At 62.8% G+C, this 15,712-nt stretch carries 14 protein-coding genes; 8 read left to right on the top strand and 6 right to left on the bottom strand.

All coding sequences use genetic code 11. From position 1 onward, the window contains the following. Positions 1-129: 129 nt before the first annotated feature. The 3 genes from NKI66_RS14690 (at position 130) to NKI66_RS14680 (ending at position 2,372) form a co-directional block, all read left to right on the top strand. Complete coding sequence (locus NKI66_RS14690) at positions 130-564, top strand: hypothetical protein (RefSeq protein ID WP_127294990.1); 435 nt, start codon at positions 130-132, stop codon at positions 562-564. 6 nt (positions 565-570) lie between these two features. Continuing rightward, positions 571-1,701 (top strand): hypothetical protein, encoded by a 1,131-nt coding sequence (locus NKI66_RS14685; protein WP_352440389.1) that lies wholly within the window; start codon positions 571-573, stop codon positions 1,699-1,701. 149 nt (positions 1,702-1,850) lie between these two features. Continuing rightward, positions 1,851-2,372, top strand: a complete 522-nt coding sequence (locus tag NKI66_RS14680) for a hypothetical protein (protein ID WP_023809774.1) — start codon at positions 1,851-1,853, stop codon at positions 2,370-2,372. Between the two features lie 33 nt (positions 2,373-2,405). Here the strand turns inward: NKI66_RS14680 and NKI66_RS14675 are convergent, their stop codons facing one another. The 4 genes from NKI66_RS14675 to NKI66_RS14660 form a co-directional block, all read right to left on the bottom strand. Next, the gene (locus NKI66_RS14675) at positions 2,406-2,936 is read right to left on the bottom strand and encodes a dihydrofolate reductase family protein (protein ID WP_352721630.1); all 531 of its coding nucleotides are present in this window, start codon (positions 2,934-2,936) and stop codon (positions 2,406-2,408) included. 97 nt (positions 2,937-3,033) lie between these two features. Next, the gene (locus NKI66_RS14670; RefSeq protein ID WP_352610454.1) at positions 3,034-3,666 is read right to left on the bottom strand and encodes a hypothetical protein; all 633 of its coding nucleotides are present in this window, start codon (positions 3,664-3,666) and stop codon (positions 3,034-3,036) included. A 17-nt stretch (positions 3,667-3,683) separates the two neighbouring features. Then, positions 3,684-5,306, bottom strand: coding sequence for an FAD-binding oxidoreductase (locus tag NKI66_RS14665; RefSeq protein ID WP_352752058.1), 1,623 nt, complete (start codon positions 5,304-5,306; stop codon positions 3,684-3,686). 233 nt (positions 5,307-5,539) lie between these two features. Continuing rightward, positions 5,540-5,782: a DUF1344 domain-containing protein gene (locus tag NKI66_RS14660; RefSeq protein ID WP_013530037.1), complete on the bottom strand. Its 243-nt coding sequence runs from the start codon at positions 5,780-5,782 to the stop codon at positions 5,540-5,542. A gap of 12 nt (positions 5,783-5,794) precedes the next feature. Between NKI66_RS14660 and NKI66_RS14655 the strand changes: the two genes are divergently transcribed. After that, positions 5,795-6,715, top strand: coding sequence for a YegJ family protein (locus tag NKI66_RS14655; protein ID WP_352752057.1), 921 nt, complete (start codon positions 5,795-5,797; stop codon positions 6,713-6,715). A gap of 13 nt (positions 6,716-6,728) precedes the next feature. Here the strand turns inward: NKI66_RS14655 and NKI66_RS14650 are convergent, their stop codons facing one another. After that, complete coding sequence (locus NKI66_RS14650; protein ID WP_352630018.1) at positions 6,729-7,679, bottom strand: hypothetical protein; 951 nt, start codon at positions 7,677-7,679, stop codon at positions 6,729-6,731. An 84-nt stretch (positions 7,680-7,763) separates the two neighbouring features. Further along, on the bottom strand, positions 7,764-8,822 hold the full coding sequence (locus NKI66_RS14645; RefSeq protein WP_023809780.1) for a CapA family protein: 1,059 nt from the start codon (positions 8,820-8,822) through the stop codon (positions 7,764-7,766). 106 nt (positions 8,823-8,928) lie between these two features. Here NKI66_RS14645 and NKI66_RS14640 point away from each other — a divergent pair, with 106 nt between their 5' ends. From NKI66_RS14640 to uvrB, 4 genes are all read left to right on the top strand, one after another. After that, positions 8,929-10,191, top strand: coding sequence for a hypothetical protein (locus NKI66_RS14640; protein WP_023809781.1), 1,263 nt, complete (start codon positions 8,929-8,931; stop codon positions 10,189-10,191). 35 nt (positions 10,192-10,226) lie between these two features. Then, a complete protein-coding gene (locus NKI66_RS14635; protein ID WP_155930561.1) occupies positions 10,227-10,481 on the top strand; it encodes a hypothetical protein in 255 nt (84 codons plus the stop codon). Between the two features lie 145 nt (positions 10,482-10,626). After that, a complete protein-coding gene (locus tag NKI66_RS14630) occupies positions 10,627-12,249 on the top strand; it encodes a DUF2778 domain-containing protein (protein WP_352752055.1) in 1,623 nt (540 codons plus the stop codon). A 128-nt stretch (positions 12,250-12,377) separates the two neighbouring features. Continuing rightward, a complete protein-coding gene (gene uvrB / locus NKI66_RS14625; protein WP_352752053.1) occupies positions 12,378-15,548 on the top strand; it encodes an excinuclease ABC subunit UvrB in 3,171 nt (1,056 codons plus the stop codon). Positions 15,549-15,712: the final 164 nt, after the last annotated feature.

Genomic DNA, 15,712 nt, shown 5'->3' with positions numbered 1-15,712 from the left:
TCTTTTTGCCCCTCGATATCCTTCGCCGGCGATCTCGCGGGCGCCGCTTCACCGCGCGCTAAAATCGGTTAGTATCGCTGCGTCGTCAGAGTCTGTTTGCAAAGCGGACTCGTAGAGGGGGGATACTTCATGACGCTGATCCAGAAGCTTGCCGTCGCCTATGCTTTCCTGTTTTTCGGCGTCGTCGCCATTGGCTACATACCCGCGTTCAATGACGCTGGCGGCAATCTGTTCGGTCTGTTTTCGCTGCAATGGTATGACGACCTGCTGCACGCCTTCTCCGGCGTCTGGGCGCTGGCCGCCGCCTTCATCTCGCACCGCCAGGCGGTGTTCTATTTCAAGTTGTTCGGTTCGGTCTACCTGTTCGACGGCGTGCTCGGTCTGGTCACCGGTTCCGGCTGCCTCGATGCCGGCATCTTCATCAACGGCTTCCGCTCCCTCAACGATATCGAATTCCCGGCCCGCTTCTTCGCCAACCTGCCGCACCTGGTCATCGGTGGCTTCGCCGTCTATGTCGGTTTCCGGCTGGCCAGGCGCATACACGAACACTTCGCCACGGCCTGATCTGGCATGTTCCTGTTCCGCTGGCTGAAGCGCATCATCAAGACGATCCTGTGGGTGATCGTCCTCGTCATCCTCATCCCGATCGCCGGGCTGAGCTACGGCTTTCTGACGACGTCGTCGCTCGACAAGACGCCGCTGCCCGGAATTGCCGATGGCGCGCCGCCCAAGGCGCTGGCCGACAAGGTCCGCGCCGAGATCCCCTTCTACCAGCGGCCGGAGGAATCGACCTTCCTCACCTATCCGGAATGGGCGATCGTCTACGCCGCGCGCGAATATGCCGGCTTCGTCGACAAGGACCAGCCGAGCGGCTTTCCCTACTGGTCCTATGTCGGCCGCTTCTGGCAGGACTACGCCATGGTCATCCGCGCCAGTTCTGCCTACAAGTTCAACTACGCCAACCACCAGATGCTGGTCATCATCGGCACCAGCCACTCGATCGAGCATATATTGCAGTGGGCCTATGAGAACACGGTCGGCCGCATCACCGAGGCGACGACGGCCAAGCGCACCGCCGCCGACATCTATCAGGCCAAGCTGGCGGCGGACTATGCAGGGTTTCTCGACCAGGTGCCCTGGTATCAGTTCCCCTATGCCGAGAAGCGCGCCGGCCTGTTTGCCGTGCAGCCGGCGCCGGGAGACAGCTCGATCCGGACCAGCGAACGCAAGCTGGCGTTCGGCCTCGCCGACACCATCAAGCAGGGCTATGCCGACCTGATCACCAAGGCGCTCGCCGCGACGATGGACCCTGCCTTGCTCGACGTCCATGTCTGGGCCAAGGGACCCGTCGGCGAAGCCACCCGCAACGAGCCCGACACCTTGCTCGAACGCGACATGGGCGCTGACGGCACCATCTTCGTCACCAGGCGCTATCAGGTCTTCACCGAAATGATCCCGCGCCTGATCGACAAGGGCGTCTCCTTCGTCGAGATCGGCGGCAATGACGAGATCATGGTCACGGTGCTCTCCACCGATACGATCGCCATCCCTGAAGGCATGCGCATCCTGTTCAGCTATCCGCTCCCGGCCGATCAATCCACGCGCCGCACCGGGCTGACCGTCGCCGTGCGCAAGCTGCATCTCGTGCTGCCGGCGCTGATCAAGGCTGGCGCCAGGCTTGAACACGTCTACGACTACTGAGGCCTTTCGGCCACGCCCGGCCAGGATTATGCATTTCCTGGGCTCCGCCACGCCCATTCCACAATCGCGGCCAAATCCCGCCTTGTTCGCGCGCGAAGGAATGGGAAGAAATGGATGGGTTGCCGGGGGCATCTCGAAGGGACAAGACCGTGATCAAGACCGCCCTTGTCGCTATGACCATTGTCGGCTGCGACTGCGACGCCAAGCTTTGCGAATATATCGGCGAGACGCCGGCCAAGTGGTCGACCGTCGCCGAGTGCGAAGCGGCGATGAAGAGCCAGATGCTGCACGAGCGCAATTTCAACTATCCGCTCGTCTCCGGCATTTGCCGCACGAAGGGTTCGTCGTCCTCCTCGCAACTGGCCGCGACCGCGTCGCGCCCGGAGCTGAAGCCGGCCAGCCGCGTTGTCAGAACCGAAAGCCCGCTACCGCCTGAATTGAGCCACCGGCCGAGCGTCTCGGTCGGTTCGCCGACGACGGCCATGGAAGCCGACGCCGCCCGGCCCGTCGCCTATGAACAGGTGGTCGATGGCGGAACCGGCGTGCTCTATCGCACCAAGAACGGCTACGCCGTGGTCAAGACCGATCTCGGCCGCGCCGCCTCGGCGACCGCCGATGCCGCGAAACGCTCCGTGAACTGGCTGGCCGGCTTAGTGCCAAAGGGGCTGTAGTCCTGCTAGCGTCTCGGTTTGACGACCGCTTAATCAGGCAGGCACATAGGTCAACCTGATTACGTCATCGCCGATCAAATCGCTGGCCACAAAGCGAAGCGGCGGCCGGGGGCCGGCGAAGAATGGCTTGCCATGACCGAGCACGAACGGGTGGAGGTAGAGTTGATATTCATCGATAAGACCAAGGTCGGTCAGGCTTCGTGCCAGGTTTGGTCCGGAAACTGAAATCTCCCCGACGAGCTCAGCCTTAAGCCCACCTATCACCGCCTCGACGTCGTCCCCGACAAGTGTGGCGTTGGGGCCGAGCGACTTCAGAGAGCGCGACACAACCCACTTCGGTTGGCTCCGCCACGCCGCCGCGAATTCGTGCGCCTCCGCGCTCCATTCAGGACTGTCTTCGTCCCAATAACGCATGACCTCGTACATGCCGCGACCGTAAACACTGCCGCTCAAATTGCGCACTTGCTCTATCCAGTGACGAAAGATTGTCGGGCCTGACGGCATTTTCTGGTGGTCGACATAGCCTTCGAGGGACTGGTTCATTCTGAAAATGAGCTTCGCCATGCTGCAGGATCTCCAACATCCGGATCGTCAGAATAACTTGAGCCGCCGTTATGCAAAAGTATGGATTCCCCCCCGAAACCCAAACTGAGAGACGAGCCTAGTCCCGCTGCAGCTTGACTTTCAGGCTCTGCCAGAACTTGTCGATAAGCGGCTTTTCGGTCGCTGCATCCTCGCCGGCAACGCGGGTGATGAACAGCAGCCCCCGATCGGCCAGGCCGAAGCCGACGATCTCGAAATCGGCGGTGTCGGTGCGTGTCTTCACCTCGGCGCGAATCCCGGTCAATTCCTTGCCGTCGGCGAGTTTGCGCGTCGTCGGCTCCTGCGTCAGCTTGGCGCCGGCCTGCACCGATTCCTTGGTCATCTCCTGCAGCATCAGCTGGTTGAGCGACACCGGGTTCATCGTGCCATATTCCTGCACGACGACGATCGTGCCGAGAGCCGACGCCATCAGATACTGCGTGATATCATCGCCGAGATCGGTCTTGGTCACCGAAATGCTGCTGGGGTGAACGAAGGAGAAAACGCTGCCGGAAAAGGTGGCGAAGTCGTTGCGCTCGAGCGTCACCTTGCTGTGCTTACCGCCGGGTAGCGTCACATCAGTGCTCTCGCCGGGATCGATATCGATCGTTACCCCGTCGATGGTCAGCTTGAAGGCTTTGAGATCCTCGCCCCCGGCCGGTCCAGCGCACAGCGCGATGAGGGTGAATGCCGCCGCCGATACCATGCGCATGGCTGTTCTCCTGCTTCTTATGCCACCCCGCTCAGCGCCTTGATGGCACGGTAGAAGGTCGAGGAAAACAGTTCCGTAGGGTCATACTGCCGCTTCGCCGCCAGGAAGGCCGGCAGTTCGGGATAGGAGGCCAGCAATTCCCTGGCCGTATAATGCAGCTGGTAAGGCAGGAAGAAGCGCCCGCCATGCTTGATCGTCACGTCGATCAGCGCCCGCGTCAGCGCGCGCATCCTGGCATTGCCGTCGGCATCGGTCGGCTGGTTGATGTAGAGCACTAGCGAATAGGCTGGCTCCGGCGCGTAGGTCAGCGCCACATCCTCCTTGTGGACGATGCGCACCGAAGCATTGAGCACCGGCAGCGTCTGGTTGCGCAGGATCTCGCGCGCTTCCGCGATGAATTCGACATAGGCGGCACGTGGAATAAAATATTCGTGCAGGATGTCGGTCTCTTCTATTTGATCGTTGAAGAGATAGGGCACCGAATCATGCATCGGGTTGTTGCGGGTGACGAGACAGGCCTCGCCCTCGGCCATGGCCGAAGTACGCGCCACCGTGCAGCTTTCGAATTTCGGCTCCAGCGTCTTTTCGGTGAACCACTTCAACTCCTGGAACAGGCTGCCCCATTTCGCCAGGTTGATGATCACCCGCTTCAACCCGACTGAACCCGGCTCGCCGATCTCAGGCTGATCCGCCGGCGGCTGCTCCGCCACCTTGTCGTAACGGTAGACGATCATATCCTCGAGGAAATTGCCGGGCGCCGTCGACAGATGGCCGTAGAACAGGCCGATATTCTTGTTCGGCTCCAGCACCTCGGCGAAGAATTTCGGAAAATCGTCCGATCTGATGATTTCGCGCGAGGTCCGGTAGACGGCGTTTTCGACGATATCGAGCGTCGCCTCCAGCACCACGCCGAACAGGCCATAGCCGCCGACGACGTGGCGGAACAGATCGGTGTTCTCGGTGGGCGAGCAGGTCGTCACCGAGCCGTCGGCCAGCATCACTCGCATCGAGCGGATCGAGCCCGCCACCGACCCTGCCTGGTGGTCCATACCGTGCGCATTGACCGACAGCGAGCCGCCGACCGAGAAGATGTCGGTCGACTGCATCGCCTTCACCGCAAAGCGCGGATGCAGAAGGTTCTGGATGTCGTGCCAGCGCGCGCCCGGCTGCAAGGTCATGGTCTTCGCCGCCGCATCCACGGTCACATTGTTGAACTTTCTGAGGTCGAGTACCAGCGCGTTGTCGTCGAAGGCATGCCCGCCCATCGAATGGCGGATGGCGGCCAGTGAGACTTTCAGGCCATTGGCACGCGCGAAGGCCAGCGCATTGGCGATGTGCTCGTCCTCGCTGACCTCGACGACGCCGTAGACCGGCGTCATCGACAGGCCGCTGGCATCGTTGATGTCGCCGCCTTTTGCCGACCAGGGCAGCGACGCATCGAAGGCCGGCGCATTGTCCAGCGGCTTCAAAGGCAACGCGAAGCCGTCGATATCGGCTATCCGTCCGGCGTTCTTCGGCCCCGAAGGCGCGCGCGCCAGCCGCGCCACGGTGTTGCCGCCCCACAGCACCGCGCCACCTAGGACAGCCGCACCCAGCAGCAATCGCCGCGACAGGCGAAACCCTTTTTGTTCGTCGGCCATGAATATCCCCCGTTGGCCAAGGGATAGCGCGGCTTTTTGGCAAAAACCATAGCGATGCCGCCGGACAGCGTTCCGCCGGCCGGCCCTGGGGTCCAGCCGGAAGACCTCATCCAGGTCGCCCGGCATCGAGGGGCGAGGCATGAAAATGGCCGATCCCCGGAGGGACCGGCCATGAGTGGAACAGGGTTTGAAAAATCCGGTCAGCAGGTCTGCCGACGCACGATGCTCTCGCGTTACGAGGCCTTCTTGATCGACGTCACGATGCCGGTCTTGTCATCGACAGTCACCGCCACCTTGGCGCCGACCTTCAATTTCCCGATCGTCGCTTCCGGTGACAGCTGGTAGATCTTGCCGTCGTCGAGGGTGATCGACTTGGTCGTCGGGTCGACGGCCTGGATCGTGCCCTGAACGGTCGCGGCATAGGCCGTGCCGAGGAAGGCGAGCAGAGCGGCGGTGGTTGCGAGGGTCTTCTTCATGGGGTGCACTCCGTGCTGTTTCACTTTTCCGGGCCGCCTTGGGAAACGACAGCACCGGACGGCCTTAAACTGGAACGGAAGCGCTCGCTCCGCAAATCACGTTGGGTGAATTTTTGCAAACAATATCATAGGTTTAATTCCGACACATTGTCTGCGACCGAGATCATTTCAGGCCGCTTCGGCTCCCCCAATGAGCGGACTTCTGTCCGCGAAAAGAGTCGTTTAGCCGGATTGTGGCGGGCGGTTTCGATCACGGCGCGGCCGCCGCAATCCGTCTCAAGCGGCATCACGAAACAGACTGCCGACCGGTCATCGATACACATTTTGTTTCATGGATCAGCTCAACTCGCCGCTCCGAAGTGGATGAAACTCGCGCTCCGGTTGCAAATCGGGAACGGATGCAGGATGGTGCGCCGTTACGATGAAAGGGGGCCTTCCATGAAACTTGCAGTCCGGACCGCGATGTCCCTGATGCTGGCGCTTGCGCCGGGGTCCGCCTGTGCGCAAGGCGCGGATCCGGGCGATGACAAGACGATTATGTTTACCGAGGACGATCCCGAGATGGCGGCAGCGACAGCGCAGGCGCTCGCCAGCCTGGATGAATTCCTGGCACTGTCCGAGGCTCCTTCCTCCGACACCGACAGGTTCAAATTGAAGGTCAAGGTGCGCGACGGCAACGTCAGCGAGCACTTCTGGGTCATCCCGTTCCGCCGCACTGAAACAGGCTTTGTCGGCATATTGGCGAACCAGCCGGAGCAAGTGCGTAATGTGGTCCTCGGGCAGAATATAGAATTCACCCGAAACGATATTTCCGACTGGGGCTATATGCGCGCCGGCCATCAGGTCGGCAGCTTCACCGTCTGCGTTATGTTCAACAAAATGTCGAAAGAGGAGGCGGACACCATGCGCGACCAATACGGCTTTGACTGCTGACAGCGAGGCCCAACTAATCGATCTCGTCCTTCGCGCCGATCTTGCGCACAAGTGCCGCCGTCGCCAGCATCGCGCCCATGTCCGATATCATCGGCGCGACATGCGTGGTGTAATCGAGCGGCACCGAAATATCCGGCAGCTCGAAGAAGTTCTTCGTCTGCGGCAGCAGCAGGAACCCATCGCTGCCATTGAGCGCGACACGGGCCGGATCGTCCGGCCAGGTTTCGCCAAGCCATTTCAGCGCCTGCGCCAGCCGGCCGCTCACCAGTGGCTGTGCCGCCCCGAGATTGTCGGTGCGGAACTCGTACGCGGCGTCGAGCGCCACGTCGCCACTGGACAGCTCCTGCAGCTTGCTGGCGAATATGCCGCGAAAGAAACTGATGACCGCGTTGGTCCGGCGCGTCGCCACCAATATGCCGGGGAACGGCGCGATGGTCTCGAAGGCGACGATGACGCCCTGAAAGGCCGTCGACGAGCCCTTGCCCGACCCTTCCCGCAGATGCGCCTCGTAGAGCTCGAACGGAAACCCTTCGTAGCGGCCCGCGACGATGTCGTCGAACGCCTGCCGGTTGAACGGACCAACCGCCGTGCGCGGCAACCGGTCGAATGAATTCGGCGTCACGCCATGCTGGTAGCGCATGTCGGCGATGAAGCCGAAGATGATCGGCAACAGCGTCTCGCGGAACGATTGCTGCAGCCGCGTCGCCGGTTTCCTGGCCTGGAAATAGAGCAGGATCGAAGCCGCGAAGCCGATGACATACAGGAACACATGCGGCGTCGAGACCCATTGCTCGTTGGGGTCGGCGACCTTGTTGAACAGCCAGGCGACCAGCACCACGGCCACCAGCACCAGGCCGACGAACACCGGCACCCGCCAGCGCACCTGCCTGACCGCCGACGCCCTCGCCGCTTCATAGGCCGCGATGTCTTTCCGGATGCCGGCGATGACCGTTTCGCTCGGCATGAAATCCGCTGTTTCCACCGCTATCCCCCGCAATCCTGCCTCTGCGGGAGCATGATAGTCGGTTTTGCAGGCGCCGCCAGACGTTTAAGCGGGTACGCCTTGATCGGTTGGTGGAGAAGGGAAGATCGCTTTCAGTCGCCCCTCGACCTTGTCACGCACTCGGCCCTCCAAAGCCTCCACCAACACCAGCCGCTCATGGTCGCCGGCGCGCAGGCGCATGAAGGGATGCAGCCGGTAAGACGCGATCGTCCCGCGCGTACCGGCATCGGCACTGACATCGACAGTGAGGATAGAACCGATGCGACCCGGCCATGGCTGGCGGGCGAAGGCGGTGCCGAGGAAATCGCCAAGTCCATAAGCGACCACCGTCTTGTCGATCCTTTCCACCGGCTGCACGACATGGGCGTGATGGCCGGCGATCAGTCCGACGCCCTGCCCGGCCAGCCGCCTGGCCAGCGCCCGCGTCTCGGCACGCGGAAAATGCCGGAACTCCCAGTCCCAATGCGGCACGGCGCAGAGAAGATCCAAGCCAGCGCGCGGCCAGCCCGTCGGATCGCTGTCCATCGAAACGCGCCCCGCAAACAGTTTTTCATCGGCGTTGCGCCACAGCGTGAATGCGGCGAAGCCGATATCAAGCGGTCCGACCTGGACAGGCACCACCGGGCCATTGGCGGCCAGGCCGACCGTGCGGATGCCGAGCCGCTGCAACGCCGCCACCGTCTCGTCGAAACCGGCGACGCCCTGATCCAGCACATGGTTGTTGGCCAGCGACAGCACGAGCCTTTCTCGCGCAATACCAACCGCCGCCAGCGCCTCGGCCAGAAACAACTCGCTCATCGCATGATGCGTGCCGAGCCTTGTGCCCAGCGCCGCGCTTGGTCTGTCCACCACGGGGCTTTCGCAATTGCCGATCACCAGATCGGCAGCGCCGAGCAGCGCCTTGATCGCCGGATCGCAATCCGGCGCGCTGCGGTTGGCCACCGCCGAGATGTCCCCGACAAAGGCAAGCCGCATTGTCTGCCTCGGCGGCGGATCCATAAGCGTCCCAGCCATCAGCGCAAAGTCTTGCACATCGCCGGCCAGAGACGGCTTCAAGAAACGCGGCAGCCAGGACAGTTTGTAGGAAAACGGATAATTCGACACGCGATGCCCAATTGTTTGCCCTGTGTAGACCGTCCGGCGGGCGGGTTGAAGCGCAGCGCTGCAAATGGTGTATATCTGCGCTGCGCGACAAATATTGGGGGAAAAGATGACACGACTGGCAGGCCTGCTGACCGCTTTCATTTTGCTCCTGCCGCTGTCTTCCGCGTCGGCGGCAATGCCCGAAGCGGCTACCCGACTGTTCGAGGCGAAGAGCGTGGCCGCGCGCGACGCTGCCCTGTCGATGCTGGAGGCCGCCGCGCCAAACGACCCGGCATCCGCCTATGCGGCCGGGGCGGGCGAGTTCTTCACCGCATTGGAGATCCTGGCCACCGGCCTGCACCGCCATGGTTTCGAAAGCCCGCAGTCCTTCATGCTGCCACTGATGCGGTTGCCGGTGCCCGACAATCCCAATCCCGAGCCGCTGACTTACGAGCAGTTCCGCGCCATCCTGGTCGGCTTCCGCGACCGGCTGGAAAAATCCGCGGCGACGTTTGCGTCGGTGCCGGCGAACGCCGATATCGGCATGGCGATCGATCTCACCCGTGCGGGCATAGACCTCAACGAGGACGGCACCATCGCTCCGGACGAGAGCATGGCGGCGATCATCGCCGCGTTGTCCCGTGGCGGCATTACATCGGACGACGCCGTCCCCACGCTCACCTTCCGTTTCGACCGCGCCGACGGGTACTGGCTGCAGGGCTATGCCGAGTTCCTGATGGCCCAGGCCGATTTCTGGCTGGCGCATGATTTCAGGAGCACCTTCGACGGCTCGTTCCACATGCTGTTCCCGCGCGCCAAGCTGCCGTTGCAGGATATTCTGGTGCCGCCGGCCGGCGACATGGGCTCGAGCATCTTCTCGTCGGAATGGCGCATCGCCGATTTCATCTCGATGGTGCATCTCATCAACTGGCCGGTGGTCGAACCGGAGCGCCGGCAAGCGGCGCGCCGCCACCTGCTGGAAATGATCCGGCTGTCGCGCGAGGACTGGAAGGCGATCCGCGCCGAGACCGACAATGACCGCGAATGGCTGCCTGGACCGCAGCAGAAGGGCGAGAACCCGCTCACCGGCCTCGAAGTCGGCGAGGAGCAGGTTCAGGCCTGGCTCGCCGCCCTGACCATGGCCGAAGATCTCCTGGAGGGCCGCAAGTTGCTGCCGCATTTCCGCGTCACCGCCGGCACGGGCCTTGGCATCAACATGAAGCGCTTCTTCGATGACCCGAAAAACTTCGATCTGGTGCTGTCGATCACCGGCCCGGCCATCGCGCCCTACCTCGAAAGCGGCGAGCTCGTCACCAGCAGCGATTTCGACCAGATCCAGCGCCAGTTCGGCGGCGGCGGGTTTCTGACCTTTGCGCTCTGGTTCAACTGAGGGCGGGATGTTGAGGCTCTTCCGCAGGGGAAATCTTGGCAAGACCGGCAACATTTTTACTGGAAACAGGCGCCTTTCCCAAGCGATGTCTGCTGGCAGTCACCTCATTGCAGATGCCGCGCGAAGGCGCTTCGCAAAAATTAGCAGCGGCTGTTTTGCTTGACTCGGCCGCCAAAAACAGGCAGCAAAACCAGGTCGGAAGGGCGACAACACCACTTTCCTGGCCGTGGACGAAGGCTGATTTGGCCAAAATCCACATCTCGTCGTTGGTTTTGAGAGGAATTGATTAACCAACTTTGTCCATATTTTGAAGCAATTGGCAACCAACTACAGACGCGGCAAACGCGTCGGGGACCACCTGGGATCACTCACAGAATGGTCGTCGCGGCTCTCAAGGCCACGTACGGGGAAACCGATTGAAGCGAGATTGGTTGCATGGCGTTGTTGAGTACACATAAAAAGAACCGGGGACAGCGTGAGGGCGGCGAGTTCGTCGATGCTCCGCGTTCCTCTTCCTTCAACGCTGGCCGGGTGGCCCGCTGGGTCGCACTGCCCTGCGTCAGCACTGCCATCGGCCTTTGGCTGATCGGCACCATGGCCGGCCTCAGTTCCGTCGGCGCCTCGCTGTCGGCGACTTCGGTTGGCCTGCCCCAGACGCTGTCCATGCCGGGATCGCTCGCATTTACCGATCCGCTGAAACAGCACTTCTTGAAAGCACCCTTCGTGCTGGCCAATGCCAATGGCGGCACTCAGGCCCTGCATGATCATTCGGTGCAGTGCGGTGCCAGCTGTTTCAAGCTGGCCAGGGTAAGCTCACGGGCGGAAAAGTCCGAACGCCTTGTAGCGCAGGCAAAGCCGATGCCAGCCGCCGTGAAGTCGAAGGCGCAGGAGCGCTTCGAACGCATGGAAGCGTCGCTTTCGCCGATGAAGCTGGCCGCTGCCTTTGCCGACGCCGGAAAGCCTGCCGCCACTGCCAACACGCGCCCGGTGATCTCCACCGTCGCACCGCGAATTGCCGAGGCGTCGCTGGTGCCGTCCGTCCAGGTCACGGCCAGCCGGTCCGATAACATGCCAGTTCCGGCGGCCGAACGTTTCGCCCGGCTGGATACCGGCTCGGTGGTCGTGCAGACCGCACCGCAGCCGATGGGCTTTGCCCAATCCGATACGCCGGACAATTCGCAGTTGGCGCTTGCCCTCGTGCAGTCGCTGCCGGCCGACGACGAGGCGTTCGCCTCACCGCTGCCGATCGAGGAATCGTCAGCCGATGTCGCGGTTTCACCCGTCGAAACCCAGCAGGATCAACCCGGCGATGCCGCCTCGCTGCCGGACGCGCTGACCGACGACGTGCCGTTGCCGACCCGCCGCCCGCAATTCGACCCGCCGCAGCCCAAAATCGTCCAGCAGCAGCCTAAGCCCGTTCAGCAGCCCAAATCTGTTCAGCAGCCCAAGCCCGCCCAGCAATCGAAGCCGGCACGCGAGACGGTCCAGCAGGCCCAGCCGGCAAAACCGACGCGGCAAGGCCGGCCGGCCGATGGCGGCGATGTGCTGGCCTATGCTAAGCCCGACACGCCTTCGGGCGGCCTTGGCAAGGCGTTCAGAAATCTGTTCAACTCGCCGGGATCCAGAAGCGGAGCCGGAAATGGCGTCGCCGTCTACGATATCAGCGCCGGCACCGTCTACATGCCTGACGGCTCAAGGCTCGAGGCTCATTCTGGCATCGGCGCCATGACGGACCAGCCGCGCTATGCCGACCAGAAGAACCGCGGACCGACACCGCCCAACACCTACAATCTGTCGCTGCGCGAGACGCGCTTCCACGGAGTGGAGGCCTTGCGCCTGACACCGGCCGATGGCCGCAACAAATACAATCGCGACGGCTTTCTGGCCCATACCTACCTGCTTCGAGGCCGCTACGGCCAGTCGAGCGGTTGCGTCGCCTTCAAGGACTATGCGCGCTTCCTCGCCGCCTACAAGAAGGGCAAGATCAAACGCCTTGTCGTGGTGCCGCGCCTGAACGGGTCGGCGACGCAGGTCGCATCAGCCGCCAGGGGCGTGTAGCGACAAGAGGCTTTCGGCCGCACCTTCCCGCCTGCTCCTGACAGCCTGCTGTCAGGAGCAGCGCTGTTCGGCACGCCTCTCCCCACCGCGCTCTTTCCATTTTGGCCAGGAAATCCCATATTCGGGACATGGCCAAATCCCCCGATAAGAAAACGCCGCCGACGGCGAACGACGACCGCGCCGCGCCGAAGCGGCGCAGCCCGCTGACCGATTTCCTCGACGCCTCCGAGCCGCTGCACAAAGGCGGTTTCGCCGAGATGCCGCAGCCGGAGCTCTCTGGCACGCCGCTGACCGGTTCGATCGCGGATTGGGCCGAGCAGATCGAGCAGGAAGCCGAAAACGAAGGACGTCTTGTCGGCAAGGGCGACGGCGGCAAATCGCCGAAGCCGTCGAAGAAGATACCCGAGCGCTCAAGCTCGCCGGGACGCAGTTCGCGCGGCACCTCGATGGGTGGCGCGGCGTCAGCCAGGGAGCGCACGGCAGCCGGCCTCAACCCGGTTGCCGGTCTCGACATCTCGCTGGAAGACGCCGAGACGATGGCCTCGGGCAGCGTCACCGCTACCGTCGCCGCGCTGTCGGCGCTGATCGAATCCGGCAATCCGCTGCACAAGGACGGCGTGCTGTGGACGCCGCACCGCCCTGCCCGCCCCGAAAAATCCGAAGGCGGCATTGCCATCAAGATGGTTTCGGATTTCGAGCCGGCCGGCGATCAGCCGACCGCGATCAAGGATCTGGTCGAAGGCGTCGACAACAACGACCGGACCCAAGTGCTGCTCGGCGTCACCGGCTCCGGAAAAACCTTCACCATGGCCAAGGTGATCGAGGAGACGCAGCGCCCTGCCTTGATCCTGGCGCCGAACAAGACGCTGGCGGCGCAGCTCTATTCCGAGTTCAAGAAATTCTTCCCGGAAAACGCCGTCGAGTATTTCGTCTCCTACTACGACTATTACCAGCCGGAAGCCTACGTCCCGCGCACCGACACTTTCATCGAGAAGGAATCCTCGATCAACGAACAGATCGACCGCATGCGCCACTCGGCGACGCGTTCGCTGCTCGAGCGCGACGACGTCATCATCGTCGCCTCTGTGTCCTGCATCTACGGTATCGGCTCGGTCGAAACCTATACGGCGATGACCTTCCAGATGCAGATCGGCGACCGGCTCGACCAGCGCGCGCTGCTCGCCGATCTCGTCGCCCAGCAGTACAAGCGGCAGGACATCAACTTCGTCCGCGGCTCGTTCCGCGTGCGCGGCGACACGATCGAGATCTTCCCCGCCCACCTGGAAGACCGCGCCTGGCGCATCTCGATGTTCGGCGACGAGATCGAGCAGATCACCGAGTTCGATCCGCTGACCGGCCAGAAGACCGGCGAGCTGAAAAGCGTCAAGATCTACGCCAATTCGCACTATGTGACGCCGCGCCCGACGCTGAACCAGGCGATCAAGTCGATCAAGGGAGAGCTCAAGCACCGGCTGGTCGAACTCGAGCGCGCAGGCCGCCTGCTCGAGGCGCAGCGGCTGGAACAGCGCTGCCGCTTCGACCTCGAGATGCTGGAAGCCACCGGTTCCTGCGCCGGCATCGAGAACTATTCGCGCTATCTCACCGGCCGCCAGCCGGGTGATCCGCCGCCGACGCTGTTCGAGTACATTCCCGACAACGCGCTGGTCTTCATCGATGAAAGCCATGTCACCGTGCCGCAGATCGGCGGCATGTATCGCGGCGACTTTCGCCGCAAGGCGACACTGGCCGAATACGGCTTCCGTCTGCCGTCCTGCATGGACAACCGGCCGCTGCGCTTCGAGGAATGGGATGCCATGCGTCCGCTTTCGGTCGCCGTCTCGGCGACCCCTGGCGGCTGGGAAATGGAGCAGGCCGGCGGCGTCTTCGCCGAACAGGTCATCCGCCCGACCGGCCTGATCGATCCGCCGGTCGAGGTTCGCCCGGCCAAGACCCAGGTCGACGATGTCGTTGGCGAAATCCGCGACACCACCAAGGCCGGCTATCGCACGCTGGTCACGGTGCTGACCAAGCGCATGGCCGAGGATTTGACCGAATATCTGCATGAGCAAGGCATCCGCGTCCGCTACATGCACTCCGACATCGACACGCTGGAGCGCATCGAGATCCTGCGCGATCTGCGCCTCGGCGCCTTCGACGTGCTGGTCGGCATCAACCTGCTGCGCGAAGGCCTCGACATTCCTGAATGCGGCTTCGTCGCCATTCTCGACGCCGACAAGGAAGGGTTTCTGCGCTCGGAAACCTCGCTGATCCAGACCATCGGCCGCGCCGCCAGAAACGTCGACGGCAAGGTCATCCTCTATGCCGACCAGGTGACCGGCTCGATGGAACGGGCGATGGCCGAAACCAACCGCCGCCGCGAAAAGCAGGTGGAATGGAACGAGGCCAACGGCATCACGCCGGAATCGGTCAAGTCGCGCATCTCCGACATTCTGGATTCGGTCTACGAGAAGGACCACGTCCGCGCCGACATTTCGCAGTTCACCGACAATGCCGGCGCCATGATGGGCAACAACCTCAAGGCCCATCTCGACGCGATGGAAAAGCAGATGCGCGATGCCGCGGCCAATCTCGACTTCGAGAAGGCGGCTCGTATCCGCGACGAGATCAAGCGTCTGCGAGAGATGGAACTGTCCATCTCCGAAGACCCACTGGCCAAATACGCCGATATGGAAAGCCCGGCCTCGGGTCGCGAAAAAGGCAAGCACAACAAGGGTGTGGCCAAACACCGTACAGCTGAGGAACAGGAGCGTTTCCGCAAGCTCGACGCGGCACAGGCCGCAGAGGAAGCCGCCAGGGCCGCCCGGCCCAACCTCTTCCGCAAACCAGCGCTCGACGAAATGGGCGCCGATGGCGCCGTACCGGTAAAGAAGCCGCTGTTTGCCAAGCCTTCGATCGACGATATGGGCCCTGGCACCGACATGACGACACCGTCAGGCGCCGTATCGCGCTCGCTGTTCAAGAAACAGTCGGCGCAGGAAGCGCACGGCTCCGACTTCGGCATTCCGGGCGACGCCACCAAGCCGCTGTTCAAGAAGAACTCGCTGGATGAGATGACGGTCAGGCGCACGGAAAAGCCGGTCGAAGGAAAAGTGCCGGCCAAGCCACAGCCGATCTCCCCCCAAGTGGGGGAGATGTCCGGCAGGACAGAGGGGGGCGCGAAGGAACACGACGGCAAACCAATCGTCCGCCAACGCGCCGGCATCGGCTCCTACGAGGATCCAAGCGACGCTCGCCGCGAAAAGCGCAGGCCCGGCAAGACCGGACGACCGGGGAAGTAGTTCATTCAAACGCCGGCAGGACAGCGCCCCCCTCTGTCCTGCCGGACATCTCCCCCACGAGGGGGGAGATTGGCAGCTTCACCGCATCGCTCCCTCCTGGACCGCCCACTTGCCACCAGCCTCGCCTTTGGTGTAATCGCTCCGCACACTCGAACGTCTTGAAA

Origin of the sequence: Mesorhizobium sp. M0518 (genome assembly GCF_040321125.1) — a bacterium.
Taxonomy (GTDB): domain Bacteria; phylum Pseudomonadota; class Alphaproteobacteria; order Rhizobiales; family Rhizobiaceae; genus Mesorhizobium.
The sequence above is the reverse complement of the archived record's forward strand: the minus strand, read 5'-3'. Positions and strand labels throughout refer to the sequence as shown.

Coding starts and splice junctions, on each gene's coding strand:
- NKI66_RS14690 (WP_127294990.1), top strand. CDS start 130: ATGACGCTGATCCAGAAGCTTGCCGTCGCCTATGCTTTCCTGTTTTTC.
- NKI66_RS14660 (WP_013530037.1), bottom strand. CDS start 5,782: ATGAAGAAGACCCTCGCAACCACCGCCGCTCTGCTCGCCTTCCTCGGC.
- NKI66_RS14670 (WP_352610454.1), bottom strand. CDS start 3,666: ATGCGCATGGTATCGGCGGCGGCATTCACCCTCATCGCGCTGTGCGCT.
- NKI66_RS14685 (WP_352440389.1), top strand. CDS start 571: ATGTTCCTGTTCCGCTGGCTGAAGCGCATCATCAAGACGATCCTGTGG.
- uvrB (WP_352752053.1), top strand. CDS start 12,378: ATGGCCAAATCCCCCGATAAGAAAACGCCGCCGACGGCGAACGACGAC.
- NKI66_RS14630 (WP_352752055.1), top strand. CDS start 10,627: ATGGCGTTGTTGAGTACACATAAAAAGAACCGGGGACAGCGTGAGGGC.
- NKI66_RS14665 (WP_352752058.1), bottom strand. CDS start 5,306: ATGGCCGACGAACAAAAAGGGTTTCGCCTGTCGCGGCGATTGCTGCTG.
- NKI66_RS14650 (WP_352630018.1), bottom strand. CDS start 7,679: ATGCCGAGCGAAACGGTCATCGCCGGCATCCGGAAAGACATCGCGGCC.
- NKI66_RS14640 (WP_023809781.1), top strand. CDS start 8,929: ATGACACGACTGGCAGGCCTGCTGACCGCTTTCATTTTGCTCCTGCCG.
- NKI66_RS14675 (WP_352721630.1), bottom strand. CDS start 2,936: ATGGCGAAGCTCATTTTCAGAATGAACCAGTCCCTCGAAGGCTATGTC.